Genomic DNA, 18,704 nt, shown 5'->3' with positions numbered 1-18,704 from the left:
TCATACCCCGTGACAGATAGAAGTTTTTTTGGTAAAATCATACGGTATCTTGTGAGCTATTGTTGCTCATTATATAGAAGAAAAATCGCTGGGACTGTTTTTCCCAGCAGGAGGAAACATGTCAACATCACCGATTCAATATCGTTTGATTAAAAAAGAAAAGCATACAGGTGCTCGTTTGGGGGAAATTATCACGCCTCACGGGACTTTTCCGACGCCTATGTTTATGCCGGTTGGTACCCAGGCGACGGTCAAGACCCAGTCACCAAAAGAGCTCAAGCAAATGGGTTCTGGTATCATCTTGTCCAATACTTACCACCTCTGGCTGCGGCCGGGCGATGAGTTGATTGCCCGTGCAGGTGGCTTGCACAAGTTCATGAACTGGGATCAGCCAATTCTGACGGATAGCGGTGGTTTTCAGGTCTATTCTCTAGCTGACAGCCGCAATATCACAGAAGAAGGAGTAACTTTCAAGAACCACCTCAATGGATCTAAGATGTTCCTATCGCCAGAAAAGGCCATTTCCATCCAGAACAATCTGGGCAGTGACATTATGATGTCCTTTGATGAATGCCCGCAGTTCTACCAGCCTTATGATTATGTCAAGAAGTCCATTGAGCGGACTAGCCGTTGGGCAGAGCGTGGACTCAAGGCCCACAGCCGTCCACACGACCAAGGTCTCTTTGGGATTGTTCAGGGTGCTGGCTTTGAAGATTTGCGTCGTCAGTCTGCTCAAGACTTGGTCAGCATGGATTTTCCGGGCTACTCTATTGGAGGACTGGCTGTTGGTGAGTCCCACGAAGAGATGAATGCTGTGCTGGACTTCACAACGCCTATGCTGCCTGAAAACAAGCCTCGCTATCTCATGGGAGTTGGAGCGCCAGATAGCTTGATTGACGGGGTTATCCGTGGTGTGGATATGTTTGACTGCGTCCTGCCGACTCGGATTGCCCGAAACGGTACCTGTATGACCAGCGAAGGACGTCTAGTTGTTAAAAACGCTCAGTTTGAGGAAGATTTCACGCCGCTTGACCAAAACTGTGACTGCTACACATGTACCAACTACACGCGGGCCTATATCCGCCACTTGCTCAAAGCGGATGAAACCTTTGGCATCCGCCTGACCAGCTATCATAATCTCTACTTCTTGGTAAACCTTATGAAGAAGGTGCGCCAAGCTATCATGGATGACAACCTGCTGGAATTCCGTGAAGACTTTATTGAGCGCTACGGCTACAATAAATCCAGCCGAAATTTCTAAGAAGTTCCATTTGAAAGGGGAAGCCATGTCTGATGAAGAGAAATTGCTGAAAAGATTGACAGCGTATCTGTCAGACGACCAGAAACACACCCTGCGTATTTACGGTCATGGTGCTTCGGGGAAGTCAACCTTTGCTCGAAAACTTCAGCTAGCCTTGGGTGAGGACCGAGCCAATCTGTTGGAAACAGATCCTTATGTAATTACTGGAGAGTATCGAGATTTGCTCAGTTCCAAAGATTTTCCTCATCAAAAAGTCACAGCCTGCCTCCCAGCCGTTCATGAACTCGGGAGTCTGGAGCGAGATATTTGTGCCTTGCAGTCTGGTCTGGATATTCTGACCATTGGCACAGCTTGGTCGCCTAGCTTGCGATTATCAGCCCAAAAGCCTATTCTGATAGTAGAAGGTATGTCGGCTGCCTTTTTGCCTGAAAGTTTGTTTGATTTGTCGATTTGCTTTTACACGGATAATCAGACTGAGTTAGAACGCCGCTTAGCTCGGGATGTGGCTGTGCGAGAGCGCAGGCCAGAGTGGATAGAGCAGACGCATCTAGCTCGACGAGAGCAATATAGGCACTTTTATCAACCCTATTTAGCAGCTGCCGACCTTGTCATCTGCCAGTCAGGCAACAGCTTTCGCATCGAAAAGGACAGCCCCTTACTATAAAACAAAGTAGCCAAGGGTAAATTTTCGTTTCTAGTCTCACTGATGTGCGTCAGTGGGATTTTGTATTTTCTGAATACAAAATCGAATAAATAGGTTAAAAGTCTAAATTTTCTTCTCTATAATGATTTACAAGACTTATAAATTGTTTAGAAAACACTTTCATAAAAAATCATCCTAAAAATCTTTAAAAAATTACTCAAATCCCTTGCAATGACTGGTTCTTTGTGTTAAGATACTATGGTGCTGTAAAAATACAGTGTGTAGCTTTGATGCAAGAGGTTGCGACACGCTCGGTTGCATTGCCACGCAATCACCTGTCGGTTTTCTTGTGGAGCTAGCCTATTATCTTAAATAGACGAAAAGGAGAAAAAGATGGCAAACAAAAAAATCCGCATCCGTTTGAAAGCTTACGAACATCGTACACTTGATACAGCGGCTGCAAAAATCGTAGAAACTGCTACTCGTACTGGTGCTGAAGTTGCGGGTCCAATCCCACTTCCAACTGAGCGCAGCCTCTACACAATCATTCGTGCGACTCACAAATACAAAGACTCTCGCGAACAATTTGAAATGCGTACTCACAAACGCTTGATCGATATCATCAACCCAACTCAAAAAACAGTTGACGCTTTGATGAAATTAGATCTTCCAAGTGGTGTGAACGTAGAGATTAAACTTTAATCTGAAGCTTGATCTAAACCAGAGCATGAAAAACGCTCGTTAAAAACTTTTTGAAAAAAATTATAGAAAAGGAAACATTTTCTCATGACAAAAGGAATCTTAGGGAAAAAAGTGGGAATGACTCAAATCTTCACTGAAGCTGGCGAATTAATCCCTGTAACTGTTGTTGAAGCAGCTCCAAACGTTGTTCTTCAAGTTAAAACAGTTGAAACAGATGGTTACAACGCAGTTCAAGTTGGTTTTGATGACCTTCGTGACGTATTGAGCAACAAACCTGCCAAAGGCCATGTAGCGAAAGCTAACACAGCTCCTAAGCGCTTCATTCGTGAATTCAAAAACATTGAAGGCTTGGAAGTAGGAGCAGAAATCACTGTCGATACATTCGAAGCTGGTGATGTTGTTGATGTAACAGGAACTTCAAAAGGTAAAGGTTTCCAAGGTGTTATCAAGCGCCACGGCCAATCTCGTGGTCCAATGGCTCACGGTTCTCGTTACCACCGTCGTCCTGGTTCAATGGGACCAGTTGCGCCAAACCGCGTGTTCAAAAACAAACGCTTGGCTGGACGTATGGGTGGCAACCGCGTAACGATTCAAAACCTTGAAATCGTACAAGTTGTTCCAGAGAAGAACGTTATCCTGATTAAAGGTAACGTACCAGGTGCTAAGAAATCTCTTATCACTATCAAGTCAGCAGTTAAAGCTGGTAAATAATAAAGAAAGGGGAAATCAGTCACAATGGCAAACGTAAAATTATTTGACCAAACTGGTAAAGAAGCTGGTGAAGTAGTTCTGAACGATGCGGTCTTTGGTATTGAGCCAAATGAATCAGTTGTCTTTGATGTTATCATCAGCCAACGCGCTAGCCTTCGTCAAGGAACTCACGCTGTTAAAAACCGTTCTGCAGTATCAGGCGGCGGACGCAAACCATGGCGTCAAAAAGGAACTGGACGTGCTCGTCAAGGGTCTATCCGCTCTCCACAATGGCGTGGCGGTGGTATCGTATTCGGTCCAACTCCTCGTTCATATGCTTACAAACTTCCACGTAAAGTTCGTAGATTGGCATTGAAATCAGTTTACTCTGAAAAAGTTGCTGAAAACAAATTCGTAGCTGTAGACAGCCTTTCATTTACAGCTCCAAAAACTGCTGAGTTTGCAAAAGTGCTTGCTGCACTGAGCATCGATACGAAAGTTCTTGTTATCCTTGAAGAAGGAAATGAATTCGCTGCACTTTCAGCTCGCAACCTTCCAAACGTGAAAGTTGCAACTGCAACAACTGCAAGCGTTCTGGACATCGTAAACAGCGATAAACTTCTGGTTACTCAGGCAGCTATCTCTAAAATCGAGGAGGTTCTTGCATAATGAATTTGTACGACGTAATCAAAAAACCTGTTATCACTGAAGGCTCAATGGCTCAGTACGAAGCAGGCAAATACGTATTTGAAGTGGACACTCGCGCTCACAAGCTCTTGATCAAGCAAGCTATTGAAGCTGCTTTTGAAGGAGTTAAGGTTGCTAACGTTAACACTATCAATGTAAAACCAAAAGCAAAACGCGTTGGACGCTACACTGGTTTTACAAACAAAACTAAAAAAGCTATCGTAACACTGACAGCTGATTCTAAAGCAATCGAGTTGTTCGGTGCAGAAGAAGAATAATCTAAGGAGGAAATATCGTGGGAATTCGTGTTTATAAACCAACAACAAACGGTCGCCGTAATATGACTTCTTTGGATTTCGCTGAAATCACTACCAGCACTCCAGAAAAATCTTTGCTTGTTTCTTTGAAGAGCAAGGCTGGTCGTAATAACAACGGTCGCATCACTGTTCGTCACCAAGGTGGCGGCCACAAGCGTCACTACCGTTTGATTGACTTCAAGCGTAACAAAGACGCTGTTGAAGCAGTTGTAAAAACAATTGAGTATGATCCAAATCGTTCAGCAAACATCGCTTTGGTTCACTACACTGACGGTGTGAAGGCTTATATCATCGCTCCTAAAGGTCTTGAAGTTGGTCAACGCATCGTTTCAGGTCCTGAAGCAGATATCAAAGTCGGAAACGCTCTTCCGCTTGCTAACATCCCAGTTGGTACTTTGGTTCACAACATTGAGTTGAAACCAGGCCGCGGTGGAGAATTGGTTCGTGCTGCTGGAGCTTCTGCTCAAGTATTGGGTCAAGAAGGTAAGTACACACTTGTTCGTCTTCAATCAGGCGAAGTTCGTATGATTCTTGGTACTTGCCGCGCTACAGTTGGTGTTGTTGGAAACGAACAACATGGACTTGTAAACCTTGGTAAAGCAGGACGTAGCCGTTGGAAAGGCATCCGCCCAACAGTTCGCGGTTCTGTAATGAACCCTAACGATCACCCACACGGTGGTGGTGAAGGTAAAGCACCAGTTGGTCGTAAAGCGCCATCTACTCCATGGGGCAAACCTGCTCTTGGACTTAAAACTCGTAACAAAAAAGCGAAATCTGACAAACTTATCGTTCGTCGTCGCAACGAGAAATAATTTAAAACAATCTATCCGCCAGCTCGGTAGCGCTGCTTAGTCAGCGCAGGCCGCTGTGGTACTTATTTAAAGGAGAAAATATAAAATGGGACGCAGTCTTAAAAAAGGACCTTTCGTCGATGAGCATCTGATGAAGAAAGTTGAAGCTCAAGCTAACGACGAAAAGAAAAAAGTCATCAAAACTTGGTCACGTCGTTCAACGATCTTCCCAAGTTTCATTGGTTACACAATCGCAGTTTATGACGGACGTAAACACGTGCCTGTTTACATCCAGGAAGACATGGTAGGTCACAAGCTTGGTGAATTTGCGCCAACTCGTACTTACAAGGGTCACGCTGCAGACGACAAGAAAACACGTAGAAAATAAGGAGAACATAAATGGCAGAAATTACTTCAGCTAAAGCAATGGCTCGTACAGTGCGTGTTTCACCTCGTAAATCTCGTCTGGTTCTTGACAATATTCGTGGTAAAAACGTCGCTGACGCAATCGCAATCTTGAAATTCACTCCAAACAAAGCTGCTGGCATTATCGAAAAAGTTTTGAACTCTGCAATCGCTAATGCTGAAAACAACTTTGGTTTGGAAAAAGCAAACTTGGTAGTATCTGAAGCTTTCGCAAACGAAGGACCAACTATGAAACGTTTCCGTCCGCGCGCTAAAGGTTCAGCTTCACCAATCAACAAACGCACAAGCCACATCACTGTGGTCGTTGCAGAAAAATAAGGAGGTAACATCGTGGGTCAAAAAGTACATCCAATTGGTATGCGTGTCGGCATCATCCGTGATTGGGATGCCAAATGGTATGCTGAAAAAGAATACGCGGATTACCTTCATGAAGATCTTGCAATCCGTAAATTCGTTCAAAAAGAATTGGCTGACGCAGCTATTTCAACTATTGAAATTGAACGCGCAGTAAACAAAGTAAACGTTTCTCTTCATACTGCTAAGCCAGGTATGGTTATCGGTAAAGGCGGAGCAAACGTTGATGCACTTCGTGCAAAACTCAACAAATTGACTGGAAAACAAGTCCACATCAACATCATCGAAATCAAGCGTCCTGACTTGGATGCGCATCTGGTTGGTGAAGGAATTGCTCGCCAACTTGAGCAGCGTGTTGCTTTCCGTCGTGCTCAAAAACAAGCTATCCAACGTACAATGCGTGCAGGAGCTAAAGGAATCAAAACTCAAGTATCAGGTCGTTTGAACGGTGCAGATATTGCCCGCAGCGAAGGTTACTCTGAGGGAACTGTTCCGCTTCACACTCTTCGTGCGGATATCGATTACGCTTGGGAAGAAGCTGATACTACTTACGGTAAACTGGGTGTTAAAGTCTGGATCTACCGTGGAGAAGTCCTTCCAGCTCGTAAAAACACTAAAGGAGGTAAATAACCAATGTTAGTACCTAAACGTGTTAAACACCGTCGCGAATTCCGTGGAAAAATGCGCGGTGAAGCTAAAGGCGGAAAAGAAGTAGCATTTGGAGAATACGGTCTTCAAGCAACTACTAGCCACTGGATCACTAACCGCCAAATCGAAGCTGCCCGTATCGCTATGACTCGTTACATGAAACGTGGTGGTAAAGTTTGGATTAAAATCTTCCCACACAAATCATACACTGCAAAAGCTATCGGTGTACGGATGGGATCTGGTAAAGGTGCTCCAGAAGGATGGGTTGCACCAGTTAAGCGTGGCAAAGTAATGTTTGAAGTTGCTGGTGTTTCAGAAGAAATCGCTCGCGAAGCACTTCGCCTTGCAAGCCACAAACTTCCAGTTAAATGTAAATTCGTAAAACGTGAAGCAGAATAAGGAGAAGGCATGAAACTTAATGAAGTAAAAGAATTTGTTAAAGAACTTCGTGGTCTTTCTCAAGAAGAACTCGCGAAGCGTGAAAATGAATTGAAGAAAGAATTGTTTGATCTTCGTTTCCAAGCAGCTGCTGGCCAATTGGAGCAGACAGCTCGCCTGAAAGAAGTGAAAAAGCAAATCGCTCGTATCAAAACTGTTCAATCAGAAGTTAAATAATAGACTAGGGAAGGAGAATTTCAATGGAACGCAATAATCGTAAAGTTCTTGTCGGACGCGTTGTTTCTGACAAAATGGACAAAACAATCACAGTTGTAGTTGAAACTAAACGTAACCACCCAGTCTATGGTAAACGTATTAACTACTCTAAGAAGTACAAAGCACATGACGAAAACAATGTTGCCAAAGAAGGCGATATCGTTCGTATCATGGAAACTCGTCCGCTTTCAGCTACAAAACGCTTCCGTCTTGTAGAAGTCGTTGAAGAAGCGGTTATCATCTAATCAAACCAGAAAGGAGAAAACTTAAATGATTCAAACAGAAACTCGTTTGAAAGTTGCCGACAACAGCGGCGCTCGCGAAATCTTGACAATCAAAGTTCTTGGTGGCTCAGGACGTAAGTTCGCTAACATCGGTGATGTAATCGTTGCGTCTGTAAAACAAGCTACTCCTGGTGGTGCGGTTAAGAAAGGTGACGTTGTAAAAGCTGTTATCGTTCGTACTAAATCAGGTGCTCGTCGTAAAGATGGTTCATACATCAAATTTGACGAAAACGCTGCAGTCATCATCCGTGAAGACAAAACTCCTCGCGGAACTCGTATCTTCGGCCCAGTTGCTCGCGAATTGCGTGACGGCGGCTTCATGAAGATCGTATCATTGGCTCCAGAAGTACTTTAATCAAAATTAACAAACACAGTCCCCTGACAAAAGTCAGGGTGCCCTATGGGCGTAAGAATTAAGAGGAGAAATAAATGTTTGTAAAAAAAGGCGACAAAGTTCGCGTAATTGCTGGTAAAGACAAGGGTGTTGAAGCGCTTGTTGTTACAGCTCTTCCAAAAGTAAACAAAGTTGTTGTTGAAGGTGTAAACATCGTTAAGAAACACCAAAAACCAAATAACGAAAACCCTCAAGGTGCTATCGTGGAAAAAGAAGCACCAATCCATGTGTCAAACGTTCAAGTTCTTGACAAAAATGGTGTTGCAGGACGTGTTGGCTACAAGTTTGTAGACGGCAAAAAAGTTCGTTACAATAAAAAATCAGGCGAAGTGCTTGACTAATCACGAAGGAAAGGAGAAGTATAATGGCAAATCGTTTAAAAGAAAAATATCTTAAAGAAGTAGTTCCATCTTTGACTGAAAAGTTCAACTACTCATCTGTTATGGCTGTGCCAAAAGTGGATAAAATCGTTTTGAACATGGGTGTCGGTGACGCTGTATCAAACGCTAAAAACCTTGAAAAAGCTGCTGAAGAATTGGCTCTTATCTCAGGTCAAAAACCACTGATCACTAAAGCTAAAAAATCAATCGCCGGCTTCCGTCTTCGTGAAGGTGTAGCGATCGGTGCTAAAGTAACCCTTCGTGGCGAACGTATGTATGAATTCTTGGATAAATTGGTTTCAGTTTCTCTTCCACGTGTTCGTGACTTCCACGGTGTTCCAACAAAATCTTTTGATGGACGCGGAAACTACACACTTGGTGTGAAAGAACAATTGATCTTCCCAGAAATCAACTTTGATGACGTTGATAAGACTCGCGGTCTTGACATCGTTATCGTAACAACTGCTAACACTGACGAAGAGTCACGCGAATTGCTTACAGGCCTTGGAATGCCTTTTGCAAAATAATATAGGAGGTAAAACAAATGGCTAAAAAATCAATGATTGCTAAGAACAAACGCCCAGCTAAGTTCTCTACGCAAGCTTATACTCGTTGTGAAAAATGTGGCCGTCCACATTCCGTTTACCGCAAGTTTAAACTTTGCCGTGTTTGCTTCCGTGAATTAGCATACAAAGGACAAATCCCAGGCGTTACCAAAGCATCTTGGTAATTCTAGCTTCCAATTCCGTTATGATTCCGCGTTATCGGCTTTTGCCTAACTTTAGTTATGCCTGCAAGCCGATGCCTAGACTCACTTAGGAATTGAAACCTAGAAACATATTCTGAGCATAGCTCAATCATTAACTAGCAAGTGCAGCTTGCAAACTACTAGTAAGAGGAGAAATATAAAATGGTTATGACTGACCCAATTGCAGACTTTCTGACACGTATCCGTAATGCTAACCAAGCAAACCACGAAGTGCTTGAAGTGCCTGCGTCAAACATCAAAAAAGGGATTGCTGAAATCCTGAAGCGTGAAGGTTTTGTAAAAAACGTTGAAATCATTGAAGATGACAAACAAGGCATCATCCGTGTATTCCTTAAATACGGACAAAATGGTGAAAAAGTTATCACTGGTTTGAAACGTATTTCAAAACCAGGTCTGCGTGTTTACAAGAAACGCGAAGATCTTCCAAAAGTTCTGAATGGACTTGGAATTGCTATCCTTTCAACATCTGAAGGCTTGCTGACTGATAAAGAAGCACGCCAAAAGAATGTTGGTGGAGAAGTTATCGCTTACGTTTGGTAAAATCAAGATACAAAGAGCGTCATGGGCAATGTGAAAATAGGAAATCTGACAAAGAGTGTTAACACTCTAGGAAGATTTGTCTTTTTCACACAGACCATAGCTCGTGTTCAATTTAGCTGATTTACTGATCAGCTAAATAGAGAGTAAAATAGTTTAGGAGAAAAAGATGAAAGCTACTGAATTGAATGAAAAACTTATTGTTGCAGAAGACGCTTTGGCTGAATTGTCAAAAGATGACCTTGTATCTCTTTTATGTGAAATTGGTTATAGTCCTGCGGCTATTGATGTATTGACAGAATATCAGGAATTTGTCAAAGCTTTTCGAAAGAAACTAGGTTTGCTCTAATCCGAATGCCCCCCCGTGAAAACTGGTCGCATGCGGCCTGACAATCTAACAGGAGAATATATACATGTCACGTATTGGTAATAAAGTTATCGTGTTGCCTGCTGGTGTTGAAATCAGCAACAAAGACAACGTTGTAACTGTAAAAGGACCTAAAGGAGAACTGACTCGTGAGTTCTCAAAAGATATTGAAATCCGTGTGGAAGGAACTGAAGTAACTCTTCACCGTCCAAACGATTCAAAAGAAATGAAAACAATCCACGGAACAACTCGCGCCCTTTTGAACAACATGGTTGTTGGTGTATCAGAAGGATTCAAGAAAGAACTTGAAATGCGTGGGGTTGGTTACCGTGCTCAACTTCAAGGCAAAAAGCTTGTACTTTCAGTTGGTAAATCTCATCCAGATGAAGTAGAAGCACCAGAAGGCATCACTTTTGAACTTCCAAACCCAACAACTATCGTTGTCAGCGGAATTTCAAAAGAAGTAGTTGGACAAACTGCAGCTTACGTACGTAGCCTGCGTGCTCCAGAGCCATACAAAGGTAAAGGTATCCGCTACGTTGGTGAATTCGTTCGCCGTAAAGAAGGTAAAACTGGTAAATAATCTTGTCTGGCTGATTTTTTCAGACAAACAAGTTGTTTCCCAAGGTTGTGCCTAGGCACTCATTAAAATTAAGAGGTGAAAATTGTGATTACGAAACCAGATAAAAATAAAATCCGCCAAAAACGCCACCGTCGCGTTCGCGGAAAACTCTCTGGAACTGCTGATCGCCCACGTTTGAACGTATTCCGTTCTAATACAGGCATCTACGCTCAAGTGATTGATGACGTAGCGGGTGTAACGCTCGCAAGCGCTTCAACTCTTGACAAAGAAGTTTCAAAAGGAACTAAAACAGAACAAGCCGTTGTTGTTGGTAAGCTCGTTGCTGAACGTGCAGTTGCTAAAGGTATTTCTGAAGTCGTCTTCGACCGCGGTGGATATCTCTATCACGGACGTGTAAAAGCTTTGGCTGATGCAGCTCGTGAAAACGGATTGAAATTCTAAGAGGAGGACACTAGAAAATGGCATTTAAAGACAACGCAGTTGAACTTGAAGAACGTTTAGTTGCCATCAACCGTGTTACAAAAGTTGTTAAAGGTGGACGTCGTCTTCGCTTTGCAGCTCTTGTAGTTGTTGGTGATCGCAATGGTCGTGTTGGCTTCGGTACTGGTAAAGCTCAAGAAGTACCAGAAGCAATCCGCAAGGCAGTTGAAGATGCGAAGAAGAATTTGATTGAAGTACCAATGGTTGGCACAACAATTCCTCACGAAGTTCTTTCAGAATTTGGCGGAGCGAAAGTATTGCTTAAGCCAGCTGTTGAGGGTTCTGGAGTTGCTGCTGGTGGCGCGGTTCGTGCCGTCATCGAGTTGGCAGGTGTAGCAGATGTTACATCTAAATCTCTTGGCTCTAACACTCCAATCAACATCGTTCGCGCAACTGTTGAAGGTTTGAAACAATTAAAACGCGCTGAAGAAGTTGCTGCCCTTCGTGGTATTTCAGTTTCTGACTTGGCATAAGAAAGGGGATAACATGGCTCAAATTAAAATTACTTTGACTAAGTCTCCAATCGGACGCATCCCGTCACAACGTAAAACTGTTGTAGCACTTGGACTTGGCAAATTGAACAGCTCAGTTATCAAAGAAGATAATCCAGCAGTACGCGGTATGATTACTGCAGTATCACACTTGGTAACTGTTGAAGAAGTTAAATAAGCTTTGCTGGTTTAACAACTTTAAATTAAAATACGTTAGGGGATGGGATTTTCTCAGCCCCTAAAACTAAATATATGTATAGGCGAGTTTATATAGGAGACACCTTTTCTCCTATATGAGCGCTAGCATTTTACAAAAGAGGAGAAATAATATAATGAAACTTCATGAATTACAACCTGCTGCAGGTTCTCGTAAAGTCCGCAACCGTGTTGGTCGTGGTACATCATCTGGTAACGGTAAAACATCTGGCCGTGGTCAAAAAGGTCAAAAAGCTCGTAGCGGTGGCGGCGTTCGCCTTGGTTTTGAAGGTGGACAAACTCCATTGTTCCGTCGTCTTCCAAAACGTGGTTTCTTGAACATCAACCGCAAAGAATATGCGATTGTTAACCTTGACCAACTGAACGCCTTTGAAGATGGCGCTGAAGTAACACCAGTTGTTCTCATCGAAGCAGGTATTGTAAAAGCTGAAAAATCAGGTATCAAGATTCTTGGTAACGGAGAATTGACAAAGAAATTGACTGTTAAGGCAGCTAAATTCTCTAAATCAGCTGAAGAAGCTATCACTGCTAAAGGTGGTTCAGTGGAAGTCATCTAAGCGAGGTGACCTATGTTTTTCAAACTATTAAAAGACGCATTTAAAATCAAACAGGTACGGTCTAAGATTCTGTTCACGATTTTTATCATCTTAGTTTTCCGTATCGGTACAACCATAACGGTTCCGGGGATTAATGCCAAAGCCTTAAGCAATTTGAATGATTTACCATTCTTGAATATGCTGAGCTTGGTCTCTGGTAATGCCATGCGCAACTTCTCTGTCTTTGCACTTGGGGTCAGTCCTTATATCACAGCTTCTATCGTTGTTCAGTTGCTGCAGATGGACTTGCTTCCGAAGTTTGTAGAGTGGGGCAAGCAAGGGGAAGTAGGACGTAGGAAGCTGAATCAAGCGACTCGTTATATCGCCCTAGTATTGGCCTTTGTGCAGGCAATAGGGATTACCGCTGGTTTTGATACTCTCTCAAGAGCTAATCTGGTTGCCAATCCTAATGTGCAGACCTACGCTTTGATTTGCGTTCTTCTAGCAACTGGTTCAATGATTGTAACTTGGCTGGGTGAACAGATTACAGACAAGGGTTACGGGAATGGCGTTTCCATGATTATCTTCGCTGGTATCGTTTCCGCTATCCCTGATATGATTAAAGGTATCTATGAAGATTACTTTGTCAATATCCCTAGTGAACGTTTGACTTCATCTTTCATTTTTGTAGGAATTCTGATTGTGGCAGTCCTGCTTATCATTTACTTTACAACCTTTGTACAGCAGGCTGAATATAAAATTCCAGTTCAGTATACGAAAGTAGCTAAGGGTGCACCTTCTAGCTCCTATCTGCCACTGAAAGTCAATCCGGCTGGGGTTATTCCAGTAATCTTTGCCAGCTCGATTACAGCTGCACCGGCAGCGATTTTCCAAGTTGTCAGTGCCTTGGGCTATGACGCAGATTGGGTTAAGACAGCTCAGTCACTTTTGGCAACAACGACCATTAGTGGTATGTTCATGTATGCCTTTCTGATTGTCCTCTTTACCTTCTTCTATACTTTTGTACAGATTAATCCAGAGAAGACAGCAGAAAATCTGCAAAAGAGCGGAGCCTACATTCCAGGTGTTCGTCCGGGTAAAGGAACAGAAGACTACATGTCTAAGCTGTTGCGTCGTTTGGCAACAGTGGGCTCTCTTTTCCTAGGTTTCATCTCTATCCTGCCTATCTTGGCTAAAGATGTATTTGGATTGACAGATGCCGTTGCTCTTGGAGGAACCAGTCTCTTGATCATCATCTCAACTGGTATTGAGGGAATGAAACAGCTAGAAGGCTACCTGCTGAAGAGAAAGTATGTCGGCTTTATGGATACTTCAGAGTAAGGGAACTTTTGAATAGCTTTTCTAATGAGAAGCCTGTTCAGATAACCTTTCTTGAACCGAAAATAAACAAAATAAAAGGGGACAGAGTAGACTCACCCCCTTCTATTTTGTTTTTAAACGAGTTTATTAATCGGTTTAATAGATTGCTTTAAAAACAAAAAAGGAGACCAATCATGAATCTTTTGATTATGGGCTTACCAGGTGCTGGTAAAGGAACTCAAGCTGCTAAAATCGTTGAGAACTTCAATGTTGCGCATATTTCGACTGGAGATATGTTCCGTGCGGCGATTGCTAACCAAACAGAGATGGGCGTTTTAGCCAAGTCCTATATTGACAAGGGCGAGTTGGTGCCAGATGAAGTCACAAACGGAATCGTTAAAGAACGCCTTTCACAGAACGACATCAAAGAAACAGGTTTCTTGTTGGATGGTTACCCACGTACGATTGAACAAGCACATGCCTTGGACCAAACTCTGACAGAGCTTGATTTGGCTTTGGATGGCGTTATCAATATCGAAGTGGATCCTAACAGCTTGCTGGAGCGTTTGAGCGGTCGGATTATCCATCGTGAAACAGGCGAAACCTTCCACAAGGTCTTCAATCCGCCAGCAGACTACAAGGAAGAGGATTATTACCAGCGTGAAGATGATAAGCCTGAGACGGTTAAACGTCGTTTGGATGTCAATATTGCTCAGGGTCAGCCGATTATTGATCACTATCGCAGAAAAGGTCTGGTCCATGATATTCAAGGAAATCAAGATATTAATGATGTCTTCTCAGCTATCGAAAAAGTCTTGACAAATTTGAAATAAAAGCGTTTTTCCTGCTTGCAATATTTGACAAGTAGTGATACAATGAATTAGTCTGACTTATAATTGTTACCTCTGTGCTCAGAGGGATCAAATCGAAATTTATGGAGGTACTTTTGCGTGGCAAAAGACGATGTGATTGAGGTTGAAGGCAAGGTAGTTGATACAATGCCTAATGCAATGTTTACGGTTGAACTTGAAAATGGACATCAGATTTTAGCAACAGTTTCTGGTAAAATTCGTAAAAACTATATTCGTATTTTAGCGGGAGACCGTGTGACTGTAGAAATGAGTCCTTATGATTTGACACGTGGACGGATCACATACCGCTTTAAATAATCGAAAAACTTGGAGGGAAAAAATGAAAGTAAGACCATCGGTCAAACCAATTTGCGAATACTGCAAAGTTATTCGTCGTAATGGTCGTGTTATGGTAATTTGCCCAGCAAATCCAAAACACAAACAACGTCAAGGATAAGATAGAAAGGAGAAAAAATGGCTCGTATTGCTGGAGTTGACATTCCAAATGACAAACGTGTAGTCGTTTCACTGACTTATGTGTACGGTATCGGACTTCCAACTTCTAAGAAAATCTTGGCAGCTGCTGGAGTTTCAGAAGACATCCGTGTAAAAGATCTTACAATCGAACAAGAAGACGCTATCCGTCGTGAAGTAGATGCGATTAAAGTTGAAGGTGACCTTCGTCGTGAAGTAAACTTGAACATCAAGCGTTTGATGGAAATCGGTTCATACCGTGGAATCCGTCACCGTCGTGGACTTCCTGTCCGTGGACAAAACACTAAAAATAATGCCCGTACTCGTAAAGGTAAAGCTGTTGCGATTGCAGGTAAGAAAAAATAATATAAGGAGGTAAAAAGTCTTGGCTAAACCAACACGTAAACGTCGTGTGAAGAAAAATATCGAATCCGGTATTGCTCATATTCACGCTACATTTAATAACACTATTGTTATGATTACTGATGTGCATGGTAACGCGATTGCTTGGTCATCTGCTGGAGCTCTTGGATTTAAAGGTTCTCGTAAATCTACACCATTTGCTGCCCAAATGGCATCTGAAGCAGCTGCTAAATCTGCACAGGAACACGGTCTGAAATCAGTTGAAGTTACTGTAAAAGGTCCAGGTTCTGGTCGTGAGTCTGCTATTCGTGCTCTTGCTGCCGCTGGTCTTGAAGTAACAGCTATTCGTGATGTGACTCCTGTACCACACAATGGTGCTCGTCCTCCAAAACGTCGCCGTGTATAATCACCAACCGTTACACTGCTTTTCGTTTAAGAGGGAGTATAGCAAATGATTGAGTTTGAAAAACCAAATATAACAAAAATTGATGAAAATAAAGATTATGGCAAGTTTGTAGTAGAGCCGCTTGAGCGTGGTTATGGTACAACACTGGGAAATTCTCTTCGCCGTGTGCTTTTGGCTTCACTTCCAGGTGCTGCTGTTACTTCAATTAATATTGAAGGTGTTTTGCACGAGTTTGATACAATTTCCGGTGTCCGCGAAGACGTGATGCAAATTATTCTGAACGTCAAAGGGATTGCTGTAAAATCTTACGTCCAAGACGAAAAGATTATTGAACTGGATGTTGAAGGACCAGCAGAAGTAACTGCCGGAGACATTTTGACAGACAGTGATATTGAAATTATAAACCCTGATCATTATCTCTTTACAATCGGAGAAGGCGCAAGCTTTAAGGCAACGATGACTGTTAACAGCGGCCGTGGTTATGTGCCTGCTGATGAAAATAAGAAAGATGATGCACCAGTGGGAACACTTGCGGTGGATTCTATCTATACGCCAGTGACAAAAGTTAATTACCAAGTTGAGCCAGCTCGTGTTGGTAGCAACGATGGTTTTGACAAACTAACCCTTGAAATTTTAACGAACGGAACAATTATTCCAGAAGATGCTTTGGGACTTTCAGCCCGCATCCTTACGGAACATTTGAATCTCTTCACTAATCTGACAGAAGTAGCTATCGCTGCAGACGTTATGAAGGAAGCAGAAAAGACTTCTGATGACCGCATTTTGGAACGGACCATCGAAGAATTAGATTTGTCAGTTCGCTCATACAACTGTTTGAAACGTGCAGGTATCAATACTGTATTTGATTTGACAGAAAAATCTGAGCCTGAAATGATGAAAGTTCGTAACTTAGGACGTAAGAGTCTGGAAGAAGTAAAAGTTAAACTTGCTGATCTCGGTCTGGGGTTAAAAAACGATAAATAAAGGAGGAATACATGGCTTACCGTAAACTAGGACGCACTAGCTCACAACGTAAAGCAATGCTTCGCGATTTGACTACTGATTTGCTGATCAACGAATCAATCGTGACAACTGAAGCTCGTGCTAAAGAAATCCGTAAAACAGTTGAAAAAATGATTACATTGGGCAAACGTGGAGACTTGCACGCTCGTCGTCAAGCTGCAGCTTTTGTACGCAATGAAATCGCATCAGAAAACTATGATGAAGCAACAGAAAAGTATACTACAACTACTGCTCTTCAAAAATTGTTCTCTGAGATTGCACCACGCTATGCAGAGCGCAACGGTGGATATACTCGTATCCTGAAAACTGAACCGCGCCGTGGAGATGCTGCGCCAATGGCAATCATCGAATTAGTTTAAGATCATCAATCTTTGTTGAGTGTTATGATGATGGAATAGAATCTCTATTCTTAGTCTAGCTCTGGTCTACCGCTAGGATTCTTTCCTAGCGGGAACACTCATCATATAGTTGATAATAGGTAGACGCTTGTTTACGAAATTGCTTTTAAGGCAAAAACAATTTCGTAAGCAGGCGTTTTTGTATGAGGCTAGGAAAATACCTGAAATTTTGTTATAATACTCTAACACTATCAAAAATTTATAGGAAATGGAAATGACTGATTCAATCCAAATTTTAAAAGAGCGTTATTTAAAGAATATTAAAGAGAATCCAACGGTATACATTGGCATTGAGTTAGAATTTCCTATTGTCAATAGCCAGGGCGGAGCGACTGATACAAATGTTGCAAAAAATCTCTTGAAACGTCTGTTGGAAGAGTATGATTTTGAGGCGGAACGATTTGATAGAGACGGCAATCCCATTCAACTAAAATCTACTAAAAATGAAGACAGAATTCTTTTTGAGGTCTCTTACAATACTTTGGAATTTGCTTTTGCCAAGGCTTCCAGAATCCAAGAAGTTGAAGAGCGTTTTAAGAAGTATCTAGACATTATTCAGCCAATTCTGCGTGAAGAACATCATGAAATTCAAGGAGAAGGTATTCATCCTTTCTGGGCTGAAAATGATAATAGTCCAGTTAAATATCCAAGATATGAAATGCTGATGCAGTATTTAGCTATGGGAAAGAACATGGAAGGTTTGCACAATTATCCAGAATATGGTGCTTTTATTTGTGGGAGTCAAGTTCAGCTGGATGTCTCAAGAGAAAATTATTTAACTGTTATCAATGTCTTCAATCAAATTGAAGGTGCTAAGGCATACCTTTTTGCCAATTCAGAGTTTTCAGATTCTTCTTGGAATACAAAAATCGCTCGAGATATTTTCTGGGAGCAATCGATGCATGGCATTTTACAGGAAAATGCGGGTGTTAATTCGAAAGATTTTCAAACTGAAGATGAATTTTTTGCATATCTTGATAGATCAGCACTTTTTACTGCCGAACGAAATGGTCAATCCTACTATTTCTATCCGATAGCTGCTAATGAATACTTGAGCCAGAAAACTATTGAGGCTTATGACCTTTCAGGCGAAAAAGCAAACTTGACTCCAAGGGAAGCAGACTTCAAGAATCACAGAAGTTACCAGTATCAAGATTTGACGACACGGGGGACAGTAGAGTTTCGGAGCGTTTGCACCCAGCCTTTTGATAAAACTTTTGCTTCTGCCGCTTTTCATCTTGGTATTTTAGAAAACTTGGAGAATGTAAAAGCCTATTTACAAGACGCTCCCTTCTTTCAGGAGGAAGGCCGGGATTACAAAGCTTTAAGAAGAAAGTTTTCTAAAAAAGAGTTGTCTGCAAGTGAAAGAGAGCATATTTATGAATTCACAAAGAGTTTGCTTCAGCTGGCTAGAGCTGGTTTATTAGCTCGTCAACTAGGTGAGGAAGCTTATCTTCCCTCTCTTTAATAGAGGCTAGCCTCTGATGAATAAAAAATTCTAGAAAAATTTTAAAAAAAATGGGAAAAGGTATTGACAGGAGGTGTGGTTGGGTGATATACTAATATAGTTGTCGCGAAAGACAAAGCCCTTTGAAAACTGAACAAGACGAACCAAGTGCAGGGTGACATAGAGATATGTAACCTGTCAAAAAAACGAAA

33 protein-coding genes are annotated in these 18,704 nt (G+C 42.1%); all 33 read left to right on the top strand.

Annotation, left to right across the window (positions count from 1 at the left end):
* Positions 1 to 118 precede the first annotated feature (118 nt).
* The 33 genes from tgt (at position 119) to RSK81_RS11765 (ending at position 18,513) form a co-directional block, all read left to right on the top strand.
* Positions 119 to 1,261, top strand: coding sequence for a tRNA guanosine(34) transglycosylase Tgt (tgt, locus tag RSK81_RS11925; RefSeq protein WP_315686932.1), 1,143 nt, complete (start codon positions 119 to 121; stop codon positions 1,259 to 1,261).
* A gap of 25 nt (positions 1,262 to 1,286) precedes the next feature.
* Entirely contained in the window at positions 1,287 to 1,925 is a 639-nt protein-coding gene (locus tag RSK81_RS11920) for a uridine kinase (RefSeq protein WP_061595402.1), read from the top strand.
* 372 nt (positions 1,926 to 2,297) lie between these two features.
* Entirely contained in the window at positions 2,298 to 2,606 is a 309-nt protein-coding gene (rpsJ, locus tag RSK81_RS11915; protein ID WP_002894478.1) for a 30S ribosomal protein S10, read from the top strand.
* 84 nt (positions 2,607 to 2,690) lie between these two features.
* The gene (rplC, locus tag RSK81_RS11910) at positions 2,691 to 3,317 is read left to right on the top strand and encodes a 50S ribosomal protein L3 (protein ID WP_002894479.1); all 627 of its coding nucleotides are present in this window, start codon (positions 2,691 to 2,693) and stop codon (positions 3,315 to 3,317) included.
* A 24-nt stretch (positions 3,318 to 3,341) separates the two neighbouring features.
* Positions 3,342 to 3,965 (top strand): 50S ribosomal protein L4, encoded by a 624-nt coding sequence (rplD, locus tag RSK81_RS11905; protein ID WP_002894480.1) that lies wholly within the window; start codon positions 3,342 to 3,344, stop codon positions 3,963 to 3,965.
* Positions 3,965 to 4,261, top strand: a complete 297-nt coding sequence (locus tag RSK81_RS11900; RefSeq protein ID WP_002922993.1) for a 50S ribosomal protein L23 — start codon at positions 3,965 to 3,967, stop codon at positions 4,259 to 4,261. The genes rplD and RSK81_RS11900 overlap by 1 nt, the downstream gene beginning before the upstream one ends.
* Before the next feature lie 17 nt (positions 4,262 to 4,278).
* Positions 4,279 to 5,112 carry a 50S ribosomal protein L2 gene (gene rplB / locus RSK81_RS11895; protein WP_002894482.1) on the top strand — a complete coding sequence of 278 codons (834 nt, stop codon included), beginning with the start codon at positions 4,279 to 4,281 and terminating at the stop codon, positions 5,110 to 5,112.
* Positions 5,113 to 5,197: 85 nt separating this feature from the next.
* Positions 5,198 to 5,479, top strand: coding sequence for a 30S ribosomal protein S19 (gene rpsS / locus RSK81_RS11890; RefSeq protein ID WP_000533766.1), 282 nt, complete (start codon positions 5,198 to 5,200; stop codon positions 5,477 to 5,479).
* 11 nt (positions 5,480 to 5,490) lie between these two features.
* Positions 5,491 to 5,835, top strand: coding sequence for a 50S ribosomal protein L22 (gene rplV, locus RSK81_RS11885; protein ID WP_002894484.1), 345 nt, complete (start codon positions 5,491 to 5,493; stop codon positions 5,833 to 5,835).
* A gap of 12 nt (positions 5,836 to 5,847) precedes the next feature.
* Positions 5,848 to 6,501 carry a 30S ribosomal protein S3 gene (rpsC, locus tag RSK81_RS11880; RefSeq protein WP_002894486.1) on the top strand — a complete coding sequence of 218 codons (654 nt, stop codon included), beginning with the start codon at positions 5,848 to 5,850 and terminating at the stop codon, positions 6,499 to 6,501.
* A 3-nt stretch (positions 6,502 to 6,504) separates the two neighbouring features.
* A complete protein-coding gene (rplP, locus tag RSK81_RS11875) occupies positions 6,505 to 6,918 on the top strand; it encodes a 50S ribosomal protein L16 (protein WP_000960948.1) in 414 nt (137 codons plus the stop codon).
* A gap of 9 nt (positions 6,919 to 6,927) precedes the next feature.
* Entirely contained in the window at positions 6,928 to 7,134 is a 207-nt protein-coding gene (gene rpmC / locus RSK81_RS11870) for a 50S ribosomal protein L29 (RefSeq protein ID WP_002894488.1), read from the top strand.
* Positions 7,135 to 7,157: 23 nt separating this feature from the next.
* Complete coding sequence (gene rpsQ / locus RSK81_RS11865; RefSeq protein WP_000440801.1) at positions 7,158 to 7,418, top strand: 30S ribosomal protein S17; 261 nt, start codon at positions 7,158 to 7,160, stop codon at positions 7,416 to 7,418.
* Positions 7,419 to 7,443: 25 nt separating this feature from the next.
* Positions 7,444 to 7,812 (top strand): 50S ribosomal protein L14, encoded by a 369-nt coding sequence (gene rplN / locus RSK81_RS11860; protein WP_002894494.1) that lies wholly within the window; start codon positions 7,444 to 7,446, stop codon positions 7,810 to 7,812.
* A gap of 74 nt (positions 7,813 to 7,886) precedes the next feature.
* The gene (rplX, locus tag RSK81_RS11855) at positions 7,887 to 8,192 is read left to right on the top strand and encodes a 50S ribosomal protein L24 (protein ID WP_002894497.1); all 306 of its coding nucleotides are present in this window, start codon (positions 7,887 to 7,889) and stop codon (positions 8,190 to 8,192) included.
* A 23-nt stretch (positions 8,193 to 8,215) separates the two neighbouring features.
* Entirely contained in the window at positions 8,216 to 8,758 is a 543-nt protein-coding gene (gene rplE / locus RSK81_RS11850; protein ID WP_011836336.1) for a 50S ribosomal protein L5, read from the top strand.
* A gap of 17 nt (positions 8,759 to 8,775) precedes the next feature.
* Positions 8,776 to 8,961: a type Z 30S ribosomal protein S14 gene (locus RSK81_RS11845; protein WP_001085697.1), complete on the top strand. Its 186-nt coding sequence runs from the start codon at positions 8,776 to 8,778 to the stop codon at positions 8,959 to 8,961.
* A 180-nt stretch (positions 8,962 to 9,141) separates the two neighbouring features.
* A complete protein-coding gene (gene rpsH, locus RSK81_RS11840; protein WP_002894501.1) occupies positions 9,142 to 9,540 on the top strand; it encodes a 30S ribosomal protein S8 in 399 nt (132 codons plus the stop codon).
* A 166-nt stretch (positions 9,541 to 9,706) separates the two neighbouring features.
* A complete protein-coding gene (locus RSK81_RS11835; protein ID WP_000648250.1) occupies positions 9,707 to 9,886 on the top strand; it encodes a hypothetical protein in 180 nt (59 codons plus the stop codon).
* A 64-nt stretch (positions 9,887 to 9,950) separates the two neighbouring features.
* Entirely contained in the window at positions 9,951 to 10,487 is a 537-nt protein-coding gene (gene rplF / locus RSK81_RS11830) for a 50S ribosomal protein L6 (protein WP_002894503.1), read from the top strand.
* Positions 10,488 to 10,571: 84 nt separating this feature from the next.
* Complete coding sequence (rplR, locus tag RSK81_RS11825; protein ID WP_009659213.1) at positions 10,572 to 10,928, top strand: 50S ribosomal protein L18; 357 nt, start codon at positions 10,572 to 10,574, stop codon at positions 10,926 to 10,928.
* A 17-nt stretch (positions 10,929 to 10,945) separates the two neighbouring features.
* On the top strand, positions 10,946 to 11,440 hold the full coding sequence (gene rpsE, locus RSK81_RS11820) for a 30S ribosomal protein S5 (RefSeq protein WP_002894506.1): 495 nt from the start codon (positions 10,946 to 10,948) through the stop codon (positions 11,438 to 11,440).
* 13 nt (positions 11,441 to 11,453) lie between these two features.
* Positions 11,454 to 11,636, top strand: a complete 183-nt coding sequence (rpmD, locus tag RSK81_RS11815) for a 50S ribosomal protein L30 (RefSeq protein WP_002894509.1) — start codon at positions 11,454 to 11,456, stop codon at positions 11,634 to 11,636.
* 154 nt (positions 11,637 to 11,790) lie between these two features.
* Positions 11,791 to 12,231: a 50S ribosomal protein L15 gene (gene rplO / locus RSK81_RS11810; protein ID WP_002901833.1), complete on the top strand. Its 441-nt coding sequence runs from the start codon at positions 11,791 to 11,793 to the stop codon at positions 12,229 to 12,231.
* Positions 12,232 to 12,243: 12 nt separating this feature from the next.
* Positions 12,244 to 13,551 (top strand): preprotein translocase subunit SecY, encoded by a 1,308-nt coding sequence (gene secY, locus RSK81_RS11805; RefSeq protein WP_002898721.1) that lies wholly within the window; start codon positions 12,244 to 12,246, stop codon positions 13,549 to 13,551.
* A gap of 173 nt (positions 13,552 to 13,724) precedes the next feature.
* Positions 13,725 to 14,363 carry an adenylate kinase gene (locus RSK81_RS11800; protein WP_002905789.1) on the top strand — a complete coding sequence of 213 codons (639 nt, stop codon included), beginning with the start codon at positions 13,725 to 13,727 and terminating at the stop codon, positions 14,361 to 14,363.
* 117 nt (positions 14,364 to 14,480) lie between these two features.
* Positions 14,481 to 14,699: a translation initiation factor IF-1 gene (gene infA, locus RSK81_RS11795; RefSeq protein WP_001029883.1), complete on the top strand. Its 219-nt coding sequence runs from the start codon at positions 14,481 to 14,483 to the stop codon at positions 14,697 to 14,699.
* A gap of 22 nt (positions 14,700 to 14,721) precedes the next feature.
* Entirely contained in the window at positions 14,722 to 14,838 is a 117-nt protein-coding gene (gene rpmJ / locus RSK81_RS11790) for a 50S ribosomal protein L36 (RefSeq protein ID WP_001808836.1), read from the top strand.
* A 17-nt stretch (positions 14,839 to 14,855) separates the two neighbouring features.
* Positions 14,856 to 15,221 carry a 30S ribosomal protein S13 gene (rpsM, locus tag RSK81_RS11785; RefSeq protein WP_002894516.1) on the top strand — a complete coding sequence of 122 codons (366 nt, stop codon included), beginning with the start codon at positions 14,856 to 14,858 and terminating at the stop codon, positions 15,219 to 15,221.
* Positions 15,222 to 15,240: 19 nt separating this feature from the next.
* Positions 15,241 to 15,624 (top strand): 30S ribosomal protein S11, encoded by a 384-nt coding sequence (gene rpsK / locus RSK81_RS11780; protein ID WP_001118385.1) that lies wholly within the window; start codon positions 15,241 to 15,243, stop codon positions 15,622 to 15,624.
* Positions 15,625 to 15,669: 45 nt separating this feature from the next.
* A complete protein-coding gene (locus tag RSK81_RS11775) occupies positions 15,670 to 16,608 on the top strand; it encodes a DNA-directed RNA polymerase subunit alpha (RefSeq protein WP_002894519.1) in 939 nt (312 codons plus the stop codon).
* Between the two features lie 11 nt (positions 16,609 to 16,619).
* Positions 16,620 to 17,006 (top strand): 50S ribosomal protein L17, encoded by a 387-nt coding sequence (gene rplQ, locus RSK81_RS11770; protein ID WP_002894521.1) that lies wholly within the window; start codon positions 16,620 to 16,622, stop codon positions 17,004 to 17,006.
* Between the two features lie 247 nt (positions 17,007 to 17,253).
* Positions 17,254 to 18,513, top strand: a complete 1,260-nt coding sequence (locus tag RSK81_RS11765; protein WP_223311196.1) for a glutamate-cysteine ligase family protein — start codon at positions 17,254 to 17,256, stop codon at positions 18,511 to 18,513.
* Positions 18,514 to 18,704 lie beyond the last annotated feature (191 nt).

The organism is Streptococcus sp. DTU_2020_1000888_1_SI_GRL_NUU_041A (assembly GCF_032387735.1).
GTDB classification, from domain to species: Bacteria; Bacillota; Bacilli; order Lactobacillales; family Streptococcaceae; genus Streptococcus; species Streptococcus sanguinis.
The sequence above is the reverse complement of the archived record's forward strand: the minus strand, read 5'-3'. Positions and strand labels throughout refer to the sequence as shown.

Excerpts from the sequence above, each read along its gene's own strand:
- RSK81_RS11845 (WP_001085697.1), top strand. The coding sequence starts at position 8,776 with ATGGCTAAAAAATCAATGATTGCTAAGAACAAACGCCCAGCTAAGTTC.
- rpmD (WP_002894509.1), top strand. The coding sequence starts at position 11,454 with ATGGCTCAAATTAAAATTACTTTGACTAAGTCTCCAATCGGACGCATC.
- rplE (WP_011836336.1), top strand. The coding sequence starts at position 8,216 with ATGGCAAATCGTTTAAAAGAAAAATATCTTAAAGAAGTAGTTCCATCT.
- secY (WP_002898721.1), top strand. The coding sequence starts at position 12,244 with ATGTTTTTCAAACTATTAAAAGACGCATTTAAAATCAAACAGGTACGG.
- RSK81_RS11765 (WP_223311196.1), top strand. The coding sequence starts at position 17,254 with ATGGAAATGACTGATTCAATCCAAATTTTAAAAGAGCGTTATTTAAAG.
- rplO (WP_002901833.1), top strand. The coding sequence starts at position 11,791 with ATGAAACTTCATGAATTACAACCTGCTGCAGGTTCTCGTAAAGTCCGC.
- rplN (WP_002894494.1), top strand. The coding sequence starts at position 7,444 with ATGATTCAAACAGAAACTCGTTTGAAAGTTGCCGACAACAGCGGCGCT.
- rpsE (WP_002894506.1), top strand. The coding sequence starts at position 10,946 with ATGGCATTTAAAGACAACGCAGTTGAACTTGAAGAACGTTTAGTTGCC.
- RSK81_RS11775 (WP_002894519.1), top strand. The coding sequence starts at position 15,670 with ATGATTGAGTTTGAAAAACCAAATATAACAAAAATTGATGAAAATAAA.
- RSK81_RS11900 (WP_002922993.1), top strand. The coding sequence starts at position 3,965 with ATGAATTTGTACGACGTAATCAAAAAACCTGTTATCACTGAAGGCTCA.
- rpsH (WP_002894501.1), top strand. The coding sequence starts at position 9,142 with ATGGTTATGACTGACCCAATTGCAGACTTTCTGACACGTATCCGTAAT.
- rplF (WP_002894503.1), top strand. The coding sequence starts at position 9,951 with ATGTCACGTATTGGTAATAAAGTTATCGTGTTGCCTGCTGGTGTTGAA.
- rplQ (WP_002894521.1), top strand. The coding sequence starts at position 16,620 with ATGGCTTACCGTAAACTAGGACGCACTAGCTCACAACGTAAAGCAATG.
- rplD (WP_002894480.1), top strand. The coding sequence starts at position 3,342 with ATGGCAAACGTAAAATTATTTGACCAAACTGGTAAAGAAGCTGGTGAA.
- RSK81_RS11835 (WP_000648250.1), top strand. The coding sequence starts at position 9,707 with ATGAAAGCTACTGAATTGAATGAAAAACTTATTGTTGCAGAAGACGCT.
- tgt (WP_315686932.1), top strand. The coding sequence starts at position 119 with ATGTCAACATCACCGATTCAATATCGTTTGATTAAAAAAGAAAAGCAT.
- rplP (WP_000960948.1), top strand. The coding sequence starts at position 6,505 with ATGTTAGTACCTAAACGTGTTAAACACCGTCGCGAATTCCGTGGAAAA.
- RSK81_RS11920 (WP_061595402.1), top strand. The coding sequence starts at position 1,287 with ATGTCTGATGAAGAGAAATTGCTGAAAAGATTGACAGCGTATCTGTCA.
- rpmC (WP_002894488.1), top strand. The coding sequence starts at position 6,928 with ATGAAACTTAATGAAGTAAAAGAATTTGTTAAAGAACTTCGTGGTCTT.
- rpmJ (WP_001808836.1), top strand. The coding sequence starts at position 14,722 with ATGAAAGTAAGACCATCGGTCAAACCAATTTGCGAATACTGCAAAGTT.
- rpsS (WP_000533766.1), top strand. The coding sequence starts at position 5,198 with ATGGGACGCAGTCTTAAAAAAGGACCTTTCGTCGATGAGCATCTGATG.
- rpsQ (WP_000440801.1), top strand. The coding sequence starts at position 7,158 with ATGGAACGCAATAATCGTAAAGTTCTTGTCGGACGCGTTGTTTCTGAC.
- rpsJ (WP_002894478.1), top strand. The coding sequence starts at position 2,298 with ATGGCAAACAAAAAAATCCGCATCCGTTTGAAAGCTTACGAACATCGT.
- rplC (WP_002894479.1), top strand. The coding sequence starts at position 2,691 with ATGACAAAAGGAATCTTAGGGAAAAAAGTGGGAATGACTCAAATCTTC.
- rplV (WP_002894484.1), top strand. The coding sequence starts at position 5,491 with ATGGCAGAAATTACTTCAGCTAAAGCAATGGCTCGTACAGTGCGTGTT.
- rplX (WP_002894497.1), top strand. The coding sequence starts at position 7,887 with ATGTTTGTAAAAAAAGGCGACAAAGTTCGCGTAATTGCTGGTAAAGAC.
- RSK81_RS11800 (WP_002905789.1), top strand. The coding sequence starts at position 13,725 with ATGAATCTTTTGATTATGGGCTTACCAGGTGCTGGTAAAGGAACTCAA.
- rpsM (WP_002894516.1), top strand. The coding sequence starts at position 14,856 with ATGGCTCGTATTGCTGGAGTTGACATTCCAAATGACAAACGTGTAGTC.